The sequence below is a fragment of the Bosea sp. OAE506 genome (genome assembly GCF_040546595.1).
Lineage (GTDB): Bacteria > Pseudomonadota > Alphaproteobacteria > Rhizobiales > Beijerinckiaceae > Allobosea.
The window spans coordinates 65,331-81,202 of record NZ_JBEPOB010000001.1 but is presented as its reverse complement, the minus strand read 5'-3'; the positions used below and the strand labels follow the sequence as shown (position 1 = coordinate 81,202).

Here is a 15,872-nt window from a genome sequence, read left to right as displayed (position 1 = left end):
CCTTGCGAGGACGCCATCTGCGATTCTCAGGAGCGGAGGGAGACATGCGGCCAGATGGTCGCGACCCCATAGGAAAGTTCAAAATGACCAAGAAGACTGAGGATGGCGGGCGCTCGCTCGCCAAGCGCGGCGAAGGCGCCGTGGAGGAGCCCGCCAACCGGGCGCTGCGCGATCCGATCGCGATGGCGGTCGAGATCATCAACGGCGATGACCCGAGCGTCGCGGAGCTGGTGGCGTTCCGGCGCCAGCCGATCGACCTGAAGGCGGCGGCGCGCAACGCCAAAAGCCTGTCGAACGAGGAGTTCCGGCTCAGCCTCATCAAGGAACTCGGCGAGCGCGAGTACGACCTCGCCTGCGCTGGGCTTCAGATCATGAGCCTGAGTCTGGTCGCGCTGACCGCGATCTGGCCGGCGGACAACCTCGACCAGGCCGAGGCCAAGCTCGCCCTCGCCGAGGCGACCGGCGCTCTGCACCATCGCCGCGACCAGACCTTCGTCTCGACGATGGACGCGACGCTGGCGCGCCGCCTGCGCTGGAAGCGCACCGCCTTCAGCGTGCCGGCCTTGATGTTGCCTCCAGCGCCGACGGCGCCAGAGAGCGACAGCCGCGGGCTGGCAACCTGGCCGATCGAGCGCTGGGAACTCTCCGCCGGCCGGGAGCTGCGCGGCGGTCCCCCCGCGTTCGCGCATCGGGAGATCGCAAACTGGGTCGGCTACGCCAGCACCGCCCCCGATCTTGACGTCCTCCGGCAGCGCGCCGAGACCATGTTCGAAACCTGCGACCGCTTGATCGCGCTGGCCCAGCGCGGTCCGGAGAACGCGAGCGAACTGATGGCTGCTGCCGAAGGCGCTCGTATCGCCGGCTATCTGGCCGCAGCGCAGGTCATGATCTGGCCTGTGCACAACCGCGCCGCGCTGGCGACCAAGAAGGCGGTCGTCACGCTGGTCAATCTGCGCGGTGAGATCGGCGATCCTGCTCACATGCAGGCGGCGATCCGGCACGTTACGGCCGACGCAGCCTGGGTCAAATCGCTGCCGCCGGACAGCCGCGACCGGCTCGTCTTCGAGTGGTCCGAGCTGGTCTAATAGGCGCGCAGAACAGCCCATCTGACGACATGAAGGGAGGCGTCCGCGCGCGGGCGCCTCCTTTCTGATTCCGGGACCAGACGGGACAGCGCAGCCGCGTGGCTGTGACCCCGACGAACCTGGGACGAACACCATGAACACTCTTCTTCCTCTGTCGCTCGCCGACATCGAGCTCGACCTGCCGCTTCGGCCCGTCACCGACGATCTCGCCGGCTTCAGCAACGAGCTCTCGCTCAAGGCCGGGCTGGAGCGGGGCTATGCCGCCTTCGCGGCGAAAACCTTCTCACTCGGCGAAATCAGCTCCCGGGCCATCGGCTATGCCGACGAGGTCACGCGCTTCGTCGCGCTGGCCGGCACCTCCGACCGCCAGCAGGTCGCCTATCTCTTCGACGTGCTGATCGCGCTCTCGCTGCTTGATGCCGCCGCAACCGTCACGGTCGCGCTCGCGCCGCCGCGCTCGCAGGGCGACTTCGCGGCCCGCCGGCGCGTTCTCGACGACGTCGTCGCGGCTGTCGGGGACGACGAGGCGTTCGCGGCGCTCGCCCGCAAGGCCTTCACCTACCCGGGCATGGACGACACCGCCCCTGACGACCTGAGCTTCGACGCAGCGACGGTTCCCGGCCTCGACGAGGTCCGGGAGGGTCAGCCCGCGATGCTCGGGATCGAGCAGGGACTGAGCCTCATGACCTTCCTGCGCAATCTCGCGCCGGCGGACACGCTCATCGAGCGTGCCGACCTGCAGCTCGACGATGCTGATCGCTTCACCGTTGCCAGCGAGGCTGACGAGATCGATCGCGAGCGGCTCGACCGGCTTCAGGGCGCCTGCCACGGCGCCAGGCTGCTGGCTGCGGCTGATCTGGCGCGGGCCTCCCTGATCGCCGCCGCCGCCACCAAGGACGACGAGACGGTTCGGGACCGCATCAAAGCAATCGCCGTTCGGCTGCAGGATGAGCGGCTGCGCGACGTCGTCCTGTTCGCGCAGGCCGCCGCCGAGCGGCTGAAGGAGCTTCGGCTCATGCAGCGCCGGATCGCGGACCGCGAGCGCCAGCGCTGACCGGCGCACCCTGCAGAAACGCCGCCCATCACGATGAAGGGCGCCGCTGCTGGCGGCGCCCTCGTTCGTTGCCAGGGATAACGGGGAGGAGCGTAGCCGACCGGCTAGGACCCCCGTGAGAAGCAACTATGAATACCGACATTCCTCAAGAGTTCCGGCCGCAAAGCGACGGCCCGGACAAAGATGAGCGCGAGCAGGAGGTGGCGGAGGCGACCTGCGGACGCTTTCCGCTCGTTCAAGTGATCGACGAGTTCGAGGCGCTGGAGCGTCTCGTCGATGATGATGCGCCGCCGCTGCGGCGCTTCGCTGCGGTCTGGCAGGACCGGCCTTCGCTGGTGGCCATCCGCGCCCGCGCCCGTTTCCATACCGATGAGCTTGGCCGCCTGCTTGATCAGGTGCGCGAGGGGCAAATCACGGCCTCTGCCGAGGTCCTTAACTGCGCCAGGGCGTTGGCGCTGCTGATCGACAGTGCCAATGTCGCGACAATGCTGATCGCGCCACGGGATGACGAGGATCACCGGGCGCTTGCGAGCTTTCGTCGAGCGCTCCGCGCGCACGCGCGGCGCTCGCGAGATGCGGCGCTCCGACAGCAGACGGACGTGATCTGCGGCGGTGCTCTCGTCGCGATGAGCGAACAGCACCTTCGCCTACCCCGGCTGCCGCAGCCGTCACCCAATGGGCTTGCGGCAAAGCCGGGCGAGGCGGCGGCCTACCCGCTCGCGCTGACGCCGTCGCTCCAGCTGTGGCTGGAGACGGGGATCGATCCCGGCGACGGGCTCGCCAGCGCGCGCGCCCTGTTCGCGCAGATCGATAGCTGGCGACGCGTGCAGCAGCGGCTCAAAGACCCGGGCCTGCTGGATGTCGCGATCGGGGGCGCGATGCTGCTCGCCTATGCCAGGCTGGCGCGGCTGGTCCTGTGGCCGGCTCGCGACTCTGACGAGATCGCGGTCCAGTGCGCCGCGCTCGATCTGATCGCGCCGCGCCATCGCGATCCCGATCATCTCCGTGCCGCGGTCGCATGGGCCGCGGCCCGCGACGGCCTCTGCATGGAGCGCTGAGGCCTGCAGGCATCGCAATTGTCCCAAAAGTCTTTGAAGGCGCGACGGCCTCCGTCGCGCCTTTGATCGTGACGGCCGGGGCGAGGGGGCAGCTCGACTGAGCCGACCCACAGAGACCAAGAACATGACCGACGATCATCCCGACTATGCTCATCCTCCTCGCGCCCAGCGCCGGCGCAGCCAGCGCTTCGCCTCCCCCGCCCAAATCCCTGTCCATGGCGCCGAATTGCCAGAGCCTTCGCCGGCCAGCGCGATGGCGGCACCTCGCGAGATCGCGATCTTCGACCGCAGCGCGCTGCTGCGCCAGCTCGAGCTGGTTTATGGCCGACGCTACATGTTCGACGACGAGGTCGAGCTCGGCCTGCCGCAGCCTTCGCTGAGCACCGAGGAGCAACTGCGCCTCGACAAGCTGCGCTGGCTCGCCGATGACGAGCGCGGGCCGCTGCGCCCGCTTCTGTTCGGCTCTGAAGGGATGCGCGACCGGCTGGCGCAGGCGAGGCTGGCCTGCCCGAACGTTGCGACCGTGATCGACCTGATCGACCGGGCGGTTGCGCTCTCCGTCATGACGGGGAGCGCGCTGACGGTCCCGCCGATCCTGTTGCTGGGGCCACCCGGGGTCGGTAAGACCCATGCGAGCAAAGCAATCGCTTCGGCGCTCGGCACGGCGATCCAGGCCATCTCCTGCGCGACCAACAGCGATTGCCAGCAGCTCATCGTCGGACACCCGACGAGCTGGCGCGGGGCGCGCATGGGCGTCGTCAACGAGGCGCTGCAGGGCACCGACACCGCCCAGCCCGTGCTCCTGCTTGACGAGATCGACAAGTTCGAGAGTCATCGCGACGAGCAGCCCTACCACGTGCTGCTGAACCTGCTCGAACCGCAAAACAGCGGCGCAATCCTGGACGAATATCTGCGCGTACCCTTCGACCTATCGCACGCGATCATCATCGCCACCGCCAACGACGCCCATCGCCTGCCATCCTTCATCCAGGACAGGCTTCTGATGGTCGAGATCGCGCCGCCCCTTGGCGCTGACCTGCTCGGCATCACCCGCCGGATCGTCACGGATGCGATCGCGCAGGCAGGCGGCGCGATCGCAGCCCCATGCGAAGAGGTCATCGCCCGCCTCGCGCGCGCCCATCCCCGGCAGATCAAACGGATCGTGCGGTTGGCGCTGGGCTTCGCCGCCGGGGTCGGCCGCAGCCATCTCACCGTGACGGATGTCGAGGCGGCCGAGCGGCTGGCGGTCGGAACAGTCACGCGCGGCCCGATCGGGTTCCTGCAGGCGCGAGGGTGAGGTCCAAAGAATGGCACCGGAACACCGGAGGGTTGAGGGTGAGAACGGGAATGCCCCCGGGAAGCCCGGCACGACGGATCAAAAACATGACCACCAAAAACCAGGACACGGCCGCGGCGGGCACGGCCAAACGCGCCATCGGCGCAAGACTGCTTCCGCGGGGTTCCGCGGGGGCCGTCACCGAATGGTATCCCACGCGCTGGCCTCGCATCGGCGGGCAGGCGGTCACGACCCTTCCCCAGGATGCCTTCGTCCGGCCGGCGTTCGTGACGGCCTACCGGCCGGGTAGGCTCGTCCACATCTACGCCGCCGGCTGCGGCGAGGACCATCGCATGACCATGGCGACCGGTCTGCTCGGCCTGGCCCGCCGCCTGCGTATGGCCGTGCACAAGGTCTCGGTCACCGCCCAGGTCCATCTGCGCGATCGCCTTCGCGAACTGAACGGCGATCGCTATGGCGCGCTGACCACCAGCCCGGACGGCCATCTCGCCAGTGACCTCGGCTACGACAACTGGATGCTCCAGCACATCCTGCCGCAAGCCGGGCCCCTCGAAGGCTCGCCCGTCACGCTTACCGAGCGGGCGCTGGCCGTCCGCCTGCCCGATGACCTGTCGGTGCGCGAGTTCGACAAGCGGCTGCACCATCGCATGCGCAACGCCGCGCTCAATCCTTGGCTGAACAGCGCCGAAGGTCAGGACCACTGCGCGCTGCTCGGGATCGCGCCGGAGCAATGCATGCGCGCGACCGCCTATAGCTTCGGCGAGGTCATGCGCGTGAGCGAGGCGCAGGAGTTCTACTTCTTCCGGCCCAAAAGCCGCGATGCCGAGCGCCTCCTGCGTATCGCCGAGGCCATCATCCACGACCACGTCGTCAACCCGCGGCGCCGGGTCGCCGCGAGCTGGAAATCTAACGGGCAGGGCTACGGGCAGGTTGCGCAGACGGCCGTCTGACGCTTGGGGTCCATTCCGTTATCGGCTCGCGACCGGGCCGCGAGCCGATGACGGAACGGCACGAGGAATCGCGATCGGGTCAGTCCTCCTCGTCGACGCCAGCCCCGGGCGCGGCGCCCGACTCGTGCGGCTTCACATCGAGATCGTAGCGCGGATAGCAATCGATGATCTTCTTCAGTTCCGCGGCGCTCGGCGCATAGTAGCCGTCGCTGGCATCCTTGGCGGTGTTGTGGCCGGTGATCGCATTGCTCTTTCGCTTGGCGATCCCGGCATCCTCGGCTCGCGTGATGAAGGTATGGCGCCAGCCGTGGTTCGGGCTGAGGCTCGGATCCAGCGTGACCTGCTCGCGGATCCATTCTGACAGTTCGCTCGCGCGCTGCTCCTGCTGGGTGCGGGTGGCACCGGGCTTTTGGGGCACGTCGCCACAAAACAGGTAACCTGAGGGGGCCTGGGCGTGGAAGGCGAGCAGGCCCTCCTCGATCAGCGCGGGGTGAAGCGGGACACGCCGGGCGATGTCGATCTTGGTCTTCGGGAAGTTGATCAGCCAGACATCGCCGTCGCGGTAGATGTCGTCCTTCGTGACCCAGCAGGTCTCTTGGATACGGCAGCCCGTGTAGGCGCAAATCCAGGGAGCCCAGCGCCGCGATGCCGACGCGCGTGGCATCTTGGGGTTGAAGCGCGCGTGCCGCGCGGCGAGCAGGATGGCAGCGATCTCGCTGTCACGGAACCGTTTCTCGCGGGTGACCGTCTTCTTGTCTTCGGGGAGCCTGATCTTGTAGGCCGGGTTTGACGCCAGGAGCTTCCCGGCCAGAGGGCTCGTGGCCCACCCCAGGATCGACGAGACGGCAACGAGATCGTTCTTGTTGAAGGTCGCCGCTGGGATGGTCTTCCGGCGCTCTTTGGCGAAAGCCAACACATCGTCAGACGTCATCAGCCTGACGTCCCTCTCGCCCCAGAAGGCGATCAACGCGTCGATCGAGAAGCCATAGCGGCGAAACGTCGAGGGCGAGCGCGAGGTGGCGTGCTCCTCTTTCCATTTGGCGAACAGCTTCTCCATGGTCAGAACGCCGCGCGGCGCAGCAACGGCACCAGGCGTCACAGGCTTCGGCGCGTTCCAGGCGGGCAGCCCCGCGCCGAAGGGGTCGCTGAAGTCCAGGCTGGTCAGCCGGCGCGTTGCCATCTCCCCGAAAGCGTCCGCGGCTTGATCCATGACCTCGAGCGTTTTGCTGCGGGACGTCTCGTCGACGAGGACCTGCTTGCGGGCGATCTCACCGTCGACGAGCGGGCCGTAAAGCTGTTCAAGCGCGACCGCGCGCTTGGTGGGATCGGTTTCGTATTTCACAGCCCAGGCGGCGAGGGCTCTGGAATCGTACATATCGATCGCGGCCAGAAGCTCGGCCGTCTTTTCGTCAGCCGGTCGCGCAGGGATGCCATCCAGCGATTCGTCGGCGGGCGTGCTGCCGAGGTGGTGGGCGACATTGGCGTCGAACTCGGTGGTCGTCGCCTCGATGGCATCCAGAAAACTGTCGTCGGTCTCGAGATCGCGCACGGCCTCCCGGTAGATGTCGCCAACGAGCGCGGTCCGCTGGGTGCGTGTCAGCAGCTGGGGCCCTTTCTCCAGGGCCTCGAAGTATTGACCGAGCGCCTGCACCGCCAGGCGAAAGCGCGTTTTTGCCGTCTCCGGGTCCTTGGTCCTCAGCGACAGGACGACCTTTTCACCGATCATCACGCTGTGCTGCTCACCCGCCACGGGGAGGCTGACGCGTCGGCCTTTGGCCCGCGTGCGAAGGGCTTTGGGCACCTTCACATTGAGGTAGTAGGAACCCTGCTTGGTAGTGAAGGGTCGGGACATTGCGAGAGCCATGGTGTCAAACCGCGGTGTCAAAGCGGATACCATGTAACTCGTTATCAATGCTTAACTCTTTGACGCCAAAGGCGAAAAAGAGTGGTGCCCAGGAGAGGACTCGAACCTCCACGCCCTTGCGAGCGCCAGCACCTGAAGCTGGTGCGTCTACCAATTCCGCCACCTGGGCAACGGCGGTTCGTTTACGGAGGCGCTGCGGGGCTGTCAACGGCTCCGCAGCAATTTGTTGGCAATCGTGCAAAATTCCTGTGACGGGCCCGTCAGGCCGCGTGGCGCTGCAGGGCCTGCGAGGGGTCGCGATAGGCGCCGCCATGGCCGATCCCCTCGGGCCCGGTCCTGAAGGCCGCGACGAGGTCGTTGAGCTGGCCGATGCGGTTGGAGAGCGAGCCGGCGGACGCCGCGCTCTGTTCGGCGAGTGCCGCGTTCTGCTGGGTCATCTCGTCGAGATGGGCCACAGCCTGGCTCATCTCGTCGATGCCGTTGGCCTGTTCGCCCGACGCCGCCGAGATGTCGGCGATGGTGGCGGCGACCTTCTTCGAGGCGGAGAGGATCTGGCTGAGCTGCTCGCCCGCCTGACGGACGAGCTTCACGCCCTCGCCGACCTCGCTGTTGGAGGAGGAGATCAGCGCCGAGATGTCCTTGGCCGCCTCGCTGGAGCGTTGGGCGAGCGTGCGAACCTCGGAGGCCACGACCGCAAACCCCTTGCCGGCATCGCCGGCGCGGGCCGCTTCCACCGCCGCGTTGAGCGCCAGCAGGTTGGTCTGGAAGGCGATGTCGTCGATCACCCGGATGATGTCGGAGATCTTGGTCGAGGCGCCCTCGATGCGGGCCATGGCGTCCACAGCCTGGCCGGCAATGGTGCCGCCGGTCTGGGCCGCCTCCATGGCTTCGTTCGCGATCGAGGCCGCCTGGCGCGAGGCCTGGGCCGAGGCCTTCACCGAGGCCGCGAGCTCTTCGGTGGTCGCGGCGGTCTCCTCCAGCGAGGAGGCCTGCTCTTCCGTCCGCTTGGAGAGATCATCCGCGCCCATGTTGATCTCGCGGGCGGCCAGACCGACCTCCGACGAGGTCAGCTGGATCGTCTTCACCGTAGCCGAGAGGCGGTCCACCGTCTCGTTGATGGCGCCCTTCAGCTCGGCGAACTTGCCGCGATAGGCGGCATCGACCCGCACCGTCAGATCGCCGGCGGCGACCGCCGAGAGCGTGCGGGCGAACTCGCTGGTGGCGGAATCCACCACCGCATTGATCTCGTTGATGCCGGCGACGAGCTTCTGCATCTGCTCGTCGGCCTGGTCGATCTGCAGACGCGCCGAGAAATCGCCCGCCGCCGCCGCAGCCACCACCTCGCCGACATCGGAAACCACCGCCTCCATCGACTGGGCACGGGCCAGGCGCGCCGCAGCCGCAGCCTGCTCCTGCTGCTGCAGGATCGCGACCTTCTCGCTGGTCTCGCGCAGCACGGAGACGGAGCGGGCCATGGCGCCGATTTCGTCGCGCCGCTGCGCATGGGGCACGTCGATGGCGGTGTCGCCGGCGATCAGCCGATCCATCACGCCGCCGAGATCGAGCAGCGGCTTGACGATGGCACGTCGCGAGAAGGCGATGGCCGCCGCGACCGAAATGCCGAGCAGCACCAGCAGCGTCAGCGGGATCAGAACCCGCATGCGGGCGCCATAGGCGGAGGATTCCGCTTCGATGGCATCGCCGGCCTGCTCGTTCAGCCGGCTGAAACCGGCGAGCTCGTCGATCAGGGCAGTCCGGTTGCGGCGGCTGGCCTCGCTGTTGCCCCAGGCGTCGGCGGCGCGCCCGGAGACCTCCTGGGCGAGCTTTGCGGTCTCGGCGCGGATACCGGCGAACTCGGCGACCAGCTGGCCGATCTTGGCGGCGCGGGCCTTCTCGTCGGCGGGGATGATCGCGGTGAAGAGCCTCAGACGCTCGTTGAGCTGGGCGAGCCCCTTCTCGATCGCGGCGGCGGCGTTCTTCGCCTCGTTGGGATTGCGCGACATGTAAGCCAGACGCGAATCCTCGCTCAGCTGGTTGACCGCAACGTTGAGTCGCTCGGTCGCGAGCGCGACATCGTTCTGGCGCGAGACCCGCTGCCCCATGCCTTCGATGCCTGAAAGCGCGACCAGCGCGAAGGCCAGCGCGATCGCGGCCCCCGCCGCGACGATGCCGATCAGGCCGAGAATCTTGTTGCGAATGGAGCTCACGACGAACCTCGGCCTGACGTTTGGGAAGATGTCGCGCATTTTAAGGTCCGGGACTGAAGGACTGGTTAAGTAGAGGAGAGACATCGCAAGAACATCGACCTTAACGAGCTGTTTTCGCGGTTCTATATGCCTCAATTGCGGGCGGTGCTGCCTGCTTCCGCGGCAGCTCGGGGGCGTCGGTCCCGGCAGCCGCGCCTCTCCTGCGCAAGCACCTTTCCAGACGGGGGTGAAATGCTTTAGGAGCCATCGCGAACCCGCGCGCATGAGGCCTGCCGACGATGGCGAACGACCTGTCCCTTCCGAGCCAGCAACTCGTCACGGTTTTCGGTGGCTCCGGCTTCGTTGGCCGCCATGTGGTCCGCGCCCTCGTCAAGCGCGGCTATCGCGTCCGCGTGGCGGTGCGCCGGCCCGATCTCGCGGGTTTCCTGCAGCCGCTCGGCATGGTCGGACAGATCCATGCGGTCCAGGCCAATCTGCGCTATCCCGACTCCGTCGCCGCGGCGGTGAGGGGCGCCTCCGCCGTCGTCAATCTCGTCGGGATCCTTCAGGAAGGCGGCCGCCAGAACTTCGCCGCCGTCCAGGCCAACGGCGCCCGGGCGATCGCGCAGGCCTGCGCAGCGGCCGGTATCGCACGGCTCGTCCACGTCTCGGCGATCGGCGCTGATCGCGCGTCGAAATCCCTCTATGCGCGCAGCAAGGCCGAGGGCGAGGCCGCGGCCCTGGCTGCGGTGCCCGGCGTCGTGATCCTGCGGCCCTCGATCGTGTTCGGTCCGGAGGACGGCTTCTTCAACCGCTTCGCCTCGCTGGCGCGGATGCTGCCCGTGCTGCCGCTGGTCGGCGGCGGTGAAACCAGGTTCCAGCCCGTCTTCGTCGGAGACGTTGCCGAAGCGGTGGCCCGCGGCGTCGACGGCGTCGTCACCGGCGGCCGCGTCTACGAACTCGGCGGCCCGGAGGTGAAGAGCTTCCGCGAGCTTCTGACCTATATCTGCGAGGTGACGGGCCGCAAGCGGCTGCTGCTGCCGCTGCCCTTCCCCGTGGCGCGGATCCAGGCGAGCATCTTCGAGACCCTCGACATGCTCACGCTCGGCCTGCTGCCGGATGCGATCAAGCTGACGCGCGATCAGGTCACGCTGCTGGAGAGCGACAATGTCGTCTCGGATGCGGCCGTGGCGGAGGCGCGCAGCTTCGAAGGGCTTGGCATCGCGCCCGTCTCTGTCGAGGCGATCGTCCCGTCCTATCTCTGGCGCTTCCGCAAGACCGGGCAGTTCGACACCGCGCGGGCCGAGTGAGCGCCTCCGCGCCGACCGCCGCCATGCCGGATCTCGTCATCTATGACTGCGACGGCACGCTGATCGACACCGAGACGCTCTATGGCGAGGTCAGCCTTGGCGCCTGCCACGCGCTCGGCCTGACGAGCTGGACGCTCGACCACTATGTCGACAGCATCGTCGGCATTCCCTGGTCCGAAGGCATCAAGATCATCGAGGCGGCCCATGGCCGCCCGCTGCCTGCCGATTTCGAACAGAAAATCGAGGACGCGGTGGCACTTCGGCTCGAGACCGAACTGCGCGCGCTGCCCGGCGTGCGGGAGGCCGTGACCGCCATCGGCGGCCGTCGCTGCGTCGCCTCTTCGACCAGCCTTGCGCCGCTGCGGCGCAATCTCGCCATCACCGGGCTGATCCAGCTGTTCGACCCGCACATCTACTCCGCATCGCAGGTCGCCCGCGGCAAGCCGCATCCGGACGTCTTCCTCCATGCCGCAGCGAGCATGGCGGCTGCGCCTGAGGCCTGCCTGGTGATCGAGGATTCCGTGCCCGGTGTACGGGCCGCGCTGGCGGCGGGCATGCGCGTGGTTGGCTTCACCGGCGTCGCCCATGACAAGGCGCGCAGCGCACGGCGCCTGGCCGAAGCCGGCGCCTTCGCGGTGATCGACGATTTCGCGCAGTGGCCGCAGCTGGTTGCAGAGCTGCGCGCCTGAGCGGCCGCGCTGCCTGCGCGGCAGCCTCAGAGCATGCTGGGCAGCACGCGATCCGGCGGCTTGTGGCCGTCCATGAAGGTCTTGATGTTGACGATGACCTTCTCGCCCATGTCGGCACGGCCCTCATGGGTCGCCGAGCCCATATGCGGGAGCACCACGACGCGGTGCTGGCGGGCGAGCTTCAGCAGCCGCGGATTGACGGCCGGCTCGCTCTCGTAGACGTCGAGCCCGGCTCCGGCCAGTTCGCCCGCCTCCAGCATCCGCGACAGCGCCGTCTCGTCGACGATCTCGCCGCGCGCCGTGTTGACCAGGATCGCGTCGGGCTTCAGCAGCTTGAGCCGGCGCGCCGAAAGCAGGTGATAGGTCGCTGGCGTGTGGGGGCAGTTCACCGAGACGATGTCCATGCGCGCCAGCATCTGGTCGAGCGAATCCCAATAGGTCGCGTCGAGCTTCTCCTCGATGCGGGCATCGAGCCGGCGGCGGTTGTGGTAGTGGATCGAAAGCCCGAAGGCAGCCGCGCGCCGTGCCACGGCCTGGCCGATCCGGCCCATGCCGACGATGCCGAGCCGCTTGCCGGTGATGCGCCGCCCCAGCATCCAGGTCGGCGACCAGCCCGCCCATTCGTCATCGGGGATGACGCGCGCGCCCTCGGCGATGCGCCGCGCGACGGCGAGGATCAGGGCGATCGTCATGTCGGCGGTGTCGTCGGTCAGCACGCCCGGCGTGTTCGTCACGGTGATGCCGCGCTGCACGGCGCTCGCGACGTCGATATTGTCGACGCCGTTGCCGAAATTGGCGATCAACCGCAGCTGGTCCCCGGCCTGCGCGATGATCTTGGCATCGATCCGGTCGGTGACGGTCGGGACGAGAACATCGGCCGTCTTCACCGCTTCGACGAGGGCGGCCTGGCTCATCGGCGTGTCGTCGATGTTCAGGCGGGCGTCGAAGAGTTCGCGCATCCGCGTTTCCACCACGGCGGGCAGCTTGCGGGTGACGACGACGAGCGGCTTTTTCTTCGACATGGACGCCTCCTCCTCCGCTGCCGCTGACGCCCGCCGCCTTTTGGCCTCAACCCCCCATTAACCGCAGGGCTTCAGGAATGAGGCGGCAGAACGCTCGGCTTCGCCCGTTCTCTAAGTGGCGTAACGGCGGATGACAACATGACCCTTCGCCGGGGGTGTCCGGCTGCGGGCCGATCGATTGAGTGGAGATCTGACGGATGGCGGCGGCGAGGCGGAGCGTTCTGGCGGGGCTGGTCTTGCTGGCGGCAATGACGGCGGCCCCTCTGGCGGGCGCCCAGGATATGCAGGCGGGTTCGGTGACGGGCCTGCCGGTGCCGCGCTATGTCAGCCTCAAGACCGACCGCGTCAATTTGCGCGAGGGACCGTCTAAGGAACATCGCACCCGCTGGGTCTATCAGCGGGCCGGGCTGCCGGTCGAGATCGTTGCGGAATTCGAGACCTGGCGGCGCGTGCGCGACGCCGACGGCTCGGAGGGCTGGGTGCTGCACAGCCTGCTTTCGGGCCGGCGGACGGCTCTGGTCGCGCCCTGGTCCAAGACCAAGAGCGAAACCTTCCCGCTCCGGCGCGAGGCCGGGGAAAATGCGGCTGTAGTGGCGCGGCTCGAAGCGGGCGTCATCGCAAATGTGATGTCCTGCGCCGGTAGCTGGTGCCGCGTCAGCGTTGGCGACACGCAGGGCTATCTGCGCCAGGATCGCCTCTGGGGCGTCTATCCGAACGAGAAGGTGGATTGACTGGCGGGGGGCTTCAGCCCTCGGCCGCCTCGATCTTCCGCAGGCGCACGACCACGTCGACGCGCGCGATCTCGTAGCCGGCAGGGGGCTCCGGCAGCGCGGCGACGTCGACCGCCTCGGCCGGAATGTCGATGACGGTGTTCTCGCCATCCACAACGAAGTGATGATGCTCGCTGCTGTCGGTGTCGAAGAAGGTCTTCGCGCCATCGATGGCCAGTTCGCGCAGCAGCCCGGCCTGGGTAAATTGGTGAAGCGTGTTGTAGATCGTCGCCAGCGAGACCGGGATCTTCTCCTTCATCGCCTCTTCGTAGAGCATCTCGGCACTGATGTGTCGGTCGCCCCGGGCGAACAGGACCCAGCCGAGCGAAACGCGCTGACGCGTCGGCCGCAGGCCGACCCGGCGCAGCCGCTGGCGGATGTCATGGAACGGGCAGCCCTTCCGCGCGGTCGATCCATAGCCCGCATCCTGGGAAATCAGATCGCTCATCGCTGCCGGCGAAGCTCCCTCGGAGGTGGAACGGTCGCCCACCCTGCTTGTTGAGAATGGATGTAAGCTTTCGCAGCCGGGCTCGCAAGCGCCCCGCGATGGGGCGGCGACGGGCGGTGCTCTTTCCCTGCGCCCTTTCGTTCGGGCGGGACGGCGTGTTAGGCACGGGCGGAGGGCCGCCCGGAGGCGGCCGGGATGGAGCGACACGGGATATGCAGCGGCAATCGTCTTTCAGCTACGAGGAGATCCTCGCCTGTGGCCGTGGGGAGCTGTTCGGGCCGGGCAATGCGCAACTGCCGCTGCCGCCGATGCTGATGTTCGACCGCATCACCGAGATCGCGGAGGAGGGCGGCCCCAACGGCAAGGGCCTCGTCCGGGCCGAATTCGACATCAAGCCGGACCTCTGGTTCTTCGACTGCCACTTCAAGGGCGATCCGGTGATGCCGGGCTGCCTCGGCCTCGATGCGCTCTGGCAGTTGACGGGCTTTTTCCTCGGCTGGCTAGGCCTGCCCGGCCGCGGCCGGGCGCTCGGCGTCGGCGAGGTCAAGTTCGCCGACCAGGTGCTGCCCTCGGTCAAGCAGGTCGTCTACGGCGTCGATTTCAAGCGCGTCTTCAAGTCCAAGCTCGTCCTCGGCATCGCCGATGGCTGGCTGGAGGCCGATGGCAAGCGCATCTACACGGTCAGCGACATGCGCGTCGGCCTGTTCAAGCCAGAGGCGGCCTGAGCGTTCTGAACGTGCCGACGGCCCTGTCGGCACGCTGATTCGCAGGATGCATCTGGGGGAAAAGCGCGCTGCGACCTTGCGCGCGCCAGCCGCGCGGTCCATTTGCGCGGGATCGACGAGCGCGCGCCGGACGACAGATCCGTCCGGCCCAGGCGCGATGAAGCCGGAGAGAAGAGCATGAGACGCGTGGTGGTCACCGGGATGGGCATCGTCTCGTCCATCGGCAACAATACGCAGGAAGTGCTGTCCTCGCTGCACGAGGCGAAATCCGGCATCTCCTTCATGCCGGATTTTGCGGAGCACGGCTTCCGCAGCCGCGTCGCCGGCGTTCCGACGCTCGATCCCTCGACCGTGCTCGACCGTCGCGCCATGCGCTTCCATGGCGGCGGCTCGGCCTGGAATCAGGTCGCGATGGAACAGGCCATCGCCGATGCCGGTCTCGAGGAGAAAGAGATCAGCCACGAGCGAACGGGCATCGTCATGGGGTCCGGCGGTCCCTCGACCCGCGCCCTGATCGATGCCTATGACAAGGCCCGCGAGAGCGGCTCCTCCAAGAAGGTCGGCCCCTTCGCCGTGCCCAAGGGCATGTCCTCGACCGCGTCCGCCACGCTGGCGACCTGGTTCAAGATCAAGGGCGTGAATTATTCGATCTCCTCGGCCTGCGCGACCTCCAACCACTGCATCGGCAATGCCTATGAGCTGATCCAGTGGGGCAAGCAGGACGTCATCTTCGCCGGCGGCTGCGAGGAACTGGACTGGACCCTGTCCGTCCTGTTCGACGCCATGGGTGCGATGTCGACCGACTACAACGAGACGGCCTCACGCGCCTCGCGCGCCTATGACGTCAACCGCGACGGCTTCGTCATCGCAGGCGGGGCCGGCGTCGTCGTGCTGGAAGAGCTCGAGCACGCCAAGGCGCGTGGCGCCAGGATCTATGGCGAGATCGTCGGCTATGGTGCGACCTCGGACGGCTACGACATGGTCGCGCCGTCGGGCGAGGGCGCGGTGCGCTGCATGCGGATGGCGCTGCAGGGCGTGAACGCCAAGGTCGACTACATCAATCCGCACGGCACCTCGACGCCCGTCGGCGATGCCAAGGAGATCGAAGCGATCCGGGAGGTCTTCGGTGCCGGCGACAAGGCTCCGCCGATCTCCGCGACGAAGTCGCTGACCGGTCATTCGCTCGGCGCTACCGGCGTGCAGGAGGCGATCTATTCGCTGCTGATGCTCAACAACGACTTCATCTGCGAAAGCGCCCATATCGACGAACTCGACCCGGCCTTCGCCGACATGCCGATCGTGCGCAAGCGCATCGACAATGCGGGCCTCGGCTGCGTGCTCTCGAATTCCTTCGGCTTCGGCGGCACCAACGCCACCATCGTGATGAAGAAGCTCGAAGCCTGAGGGCGCGACC

General features: G+C 67.6%; 14 protein-coding genes and 1 tRNA gene. 10 read left to right on the top strand and 5 right to left on the bottom strand.

Annotated elements, in window-relative coordinates; translation table 11 throughout:
- The first annotated feature begins 83 nt into the window (after nt 1-83).
- The 5 genes from ABIE41_RS00450 (at nt 84) to ABIE41_RS00430 (ending at nt 5,444) form a co-directional block, all read left to right on the top strand.
- A complete protein-coding gene (locus tag ABIE41_RS00450; protein ID WP_192645200.1) occupies nt 84-1,085 on the top strand; it encodes a hypothetical protein in 1,002 nt (333 codons plus the stop codon).
- 133 nt (nt 1,086-1,218) lie between these two features.
- On the top strand, nt 1,219-2,139 hold the full coding sequence (locus tag ABIE41_RS00445; protein ID WP_192645201.1) for a hypothetical protein: 921 nt from the start codon (nt 1,219-1,221) through the stop codon (nt 2,137-2,139).
- A gap of 128 nt (nt 2,140-2,267) precedes the next feature.
- Nucleotides 2,268-3,197: a hypothetical protein gene (locus tag ABIE41_RS00440; RefSeq protein ID WP_192645202.1), complete on the top strand. Its 930-nt coding sequence runs from the start codon at nt 2,268-2,270 to the stop codon at nt 3,195-3,197.
- A 124-nt stretch (nt 3,198-3,321) separates the two neighbouring features.
- Complete coding sequence (locus ABIE41_RS00435) at nt 3,322-4,494, top strand: AAA family ATPase (protein WP_192645203.1); 1,173 nt, start codon at nt 3,322-3,324, stop codon at nt 4,492-4,494.
- Between the two features lie 86 nt (nt 4,495-4,580).
- Nucleotides 4,581-5,444, top strand: a complete 864-nt coding sequence (locus tag ABIE41_RS00430; protein ID WP_192645204.1) for a hypothetical protein — start codon at nt 4,581-4,583, stop codon at nt 5,442-5,444.
- Nucleotides 5,445-5,523: 79 nt separating this feature from the next.
- Here the strand turns inward: ABIE41_RS00430 and ABIE41_RS00425 are convergent, their stop codons facing one another.
- The 3 genes from ABIE41_RS00425 to ABIE41_RS00415 form a co-directional block, all read right to left on the bottom strand.
- Nucleotides 5,524-7,296, bottom strand: a complete 1,773-nt coding sequence (locus ABIE41_RS00425; protein WP_192645205.1) for a DUF6538 domain-containing protein — start codon at nt 7,294-7,296, stop codon at nt 5,524-5,526.
- A gap of 94 nt (nt 7,297-7,390) precedes the next feature.
- Nucleotides 7,391-7,477: transfer RNA gene (locus ABIE41_RS00420), tRNA-Leu, on the bottom strand.
- A gap of 91 nt (nt 7,478-7,568) precedes the next feature.
- Nucleotides 7,569-9,515, bottom strand: a complete 1,947-nt coding sequence (locus ABIE41_RS00415; protein WP_192645206.1) for a methyl-accepting chemotaxis protein — start codon at nt 9,513-9,515, stop codon at nt 7,569-7,571.
- A 278-nt stretch (nt 9,516-9,793) separates the two neighbouring features.
- On the opposite strand from ABIE41_RS00415, the gene ABIE41_RS00410 reads away from it, so the two are divergent.
- Nucleotides 9,794-10,804: a complex I NDUFA9 subunit family protein gene (locus ABIE41_RS00410; protein ID WP_192645207.1), complete on the top strand. Its 1,011-nt coding sequence runs from the start codon at nt 9,794-9,796 to the stop codon at nt 10,802-10,804.
- On the top strand, nt 10,801-11,493 hold the full coding sequence (locus tag ABIE41_RS00405) for an HAD family hydrolase (RefSeq protein ID WP_192645208.1): 693 nt from the start codon (nt 10,801-10,803) through the stop codon (nt 11,491-11,493). The genes ABIE41_RS00410 and ABIE41_RS00405 overlap by 4 nt, the downstream gene beginning before the upstream one ends.
- A 26-nt stretch (nt 11,494-11,519) precedes the next feature.
- Here ABIE41_RS00405 and ABIE41_RS00400 read toward each other — a convergent pair whose 3' ends face one another.
- Nucleotides 11,520-12,515, bottom strand: a complete 996-nt coding sequence (locus ABIE41_RS00400; RefSeq protein WP_192645209.1) for a 2-hydroxyacid dehydrogenase — start codon at nt 12,513-12,515, stop codon at nt 11,520-11,522.
- Between the two features lie 197 nt (nt 12,516-12,712).
- Between ABIE41_RS00400 and ABIE41_RS00395 the strand changes: the two genes are divergently transcribed.
- Nucleotides 12,713-13,246, top strand: a complete 534-nt coding sequence (locus ABIE41_RS00395; protein WP_192645210.1) for an SH3 domain-containing protein — start codon at nt 12,713-12,715, stop codon at nt 13,244-13,246.
- Nucleotides 13,247-13,259: 13 nt separating this feature from the next.
- Here the strand turns inward: ABIE41_RS00395 and irr are convergent, their stop codons facing one another.
- Nucleotides 13,260-13,733 (bottom strand): Fur family transcriptional regulator Irr, encoded by a 474-nt coding sequence (irr, locus tag ABIE41_RS00390; RefSeq protein ID WP_192645211.1) that lies wholly within the window; start codon nt 13,731-13,733, stop codon nt 13,260-13,262.
- A gap of 212 nt (nt 13,734-13,945) precedes the next feature.
- Between irr and fabA the strand changes: the two genes are divergently transcribed.
- Nucleotides 13,946-14,458 carry a 3-hydroxyacyl-[acyl-carrier-protein] dehydratase FabA gene (fabA, locus tag ABIE41_RS00385; protein WP_192645212.1) on the top strand — a complete coding sequence of 171 codons (513 nt, stop codon included), beginning with the start codon at nt 13,946-13,948 and terminating at the stop codon, nt 14,456-14,458.
- A 177-nt stretch (nt 14,459-14,635) separates the two neighbouring features.
- Complete coding sequence (gene fabB / locus ABIE41_RS00380) at nt 14,636-15,862, top strand: beta-ketoacyl-ACP synthase I (RefSeq protein ID WP_192645213.1); 1,227 nt, start codon at nt 14,636-14,638, stop codon at nt 15,860-15,862.
- The last annotated feature ends 10 nt before the right edge of the window (nt 15,863-15,872 follow it).

Coding starts and splice junctions, on each gene's coding strand:
- ABIE41_RS00410 (WP_192645207.1), top strand. CDS start 9,794: ATGGCGAACGACCTGTCCCTTCCGAGCCAGCAACTCGTCACGGTTTTC.
- fabB (WP_192645213.1), top strand. CDS start 14,636: ATGAGACGCGTGGTGGTCACCGGGATGGGCATCGTCTCGTCCATCGGC.
- ABIE41_RS00425 (WP_192645205.1), bottom strand. CDS start 7,296: ATGTCCCGACCCTTCACTACCAAGCAGGGTTCCTACTACCTCAATGTG.
- ABIE41_RS00400 (WP_192645209.1), bottom strand. CDS start 12,515: ATGTCGAAGAAAAAGCCGCTCGTCGTCGTCACCCGCAAGCTGCCCGCC.
- ABIE41_RS00450 (WP_192645200.1), top strand. CDS start 84: ATGACCAAGAAGACTGAGGATGGCGGGCGCTCGCTCGCCAAGCGCGGC.
- ABIE41_RS00435 (WP_192645203.1), top strand. CDS start 3,322: ATGACCGACGATCATCCCGACTATGCTCATCCTCCTCGCGCCCAGCGC.
- fabA (WP_192645212.1), top strand. CDS start 13,946: ATGCAGCGGCAATCGTCTTTCAGCTACGAGGAGATCCTCGCCTGTGGC.
- ABIE41_RS00430 (WP_192645204.1), top strand. CDS start 4,581: ATGACCACCAAAAACCAGGACACGGCCGCGGCGGGCACGGCCAAACGC.
- ABIE41_RS00440 (WP_192645202.1), top strand. CDS start 2,268: ATGAATACCGACATTCCTCAAGAGTTCCGGCCGCAAAGCGACGGCCCG.
- ABIE41_RS00395 (WP_192645210.1), top strand. CDS start 12,713: ATGGCGGCGGCGAGGCGGAGCGTTCTGGCGGGGCTGGTCTTGCTGGCG.
- ABIE41_RS00445 (WP_192645201.1), top strand. CDS start 1,219: ATGAACACTCTTCTTCCTCTGTCGCTCGCCGACATCGAGCTCGACCTG.
- irr (WP_192645211.1), bottom strand. CDS start 13,733: ATGAGCGATCTGATTTCCCAGGATGCGGGCTATGGATCGACCGCGCGG.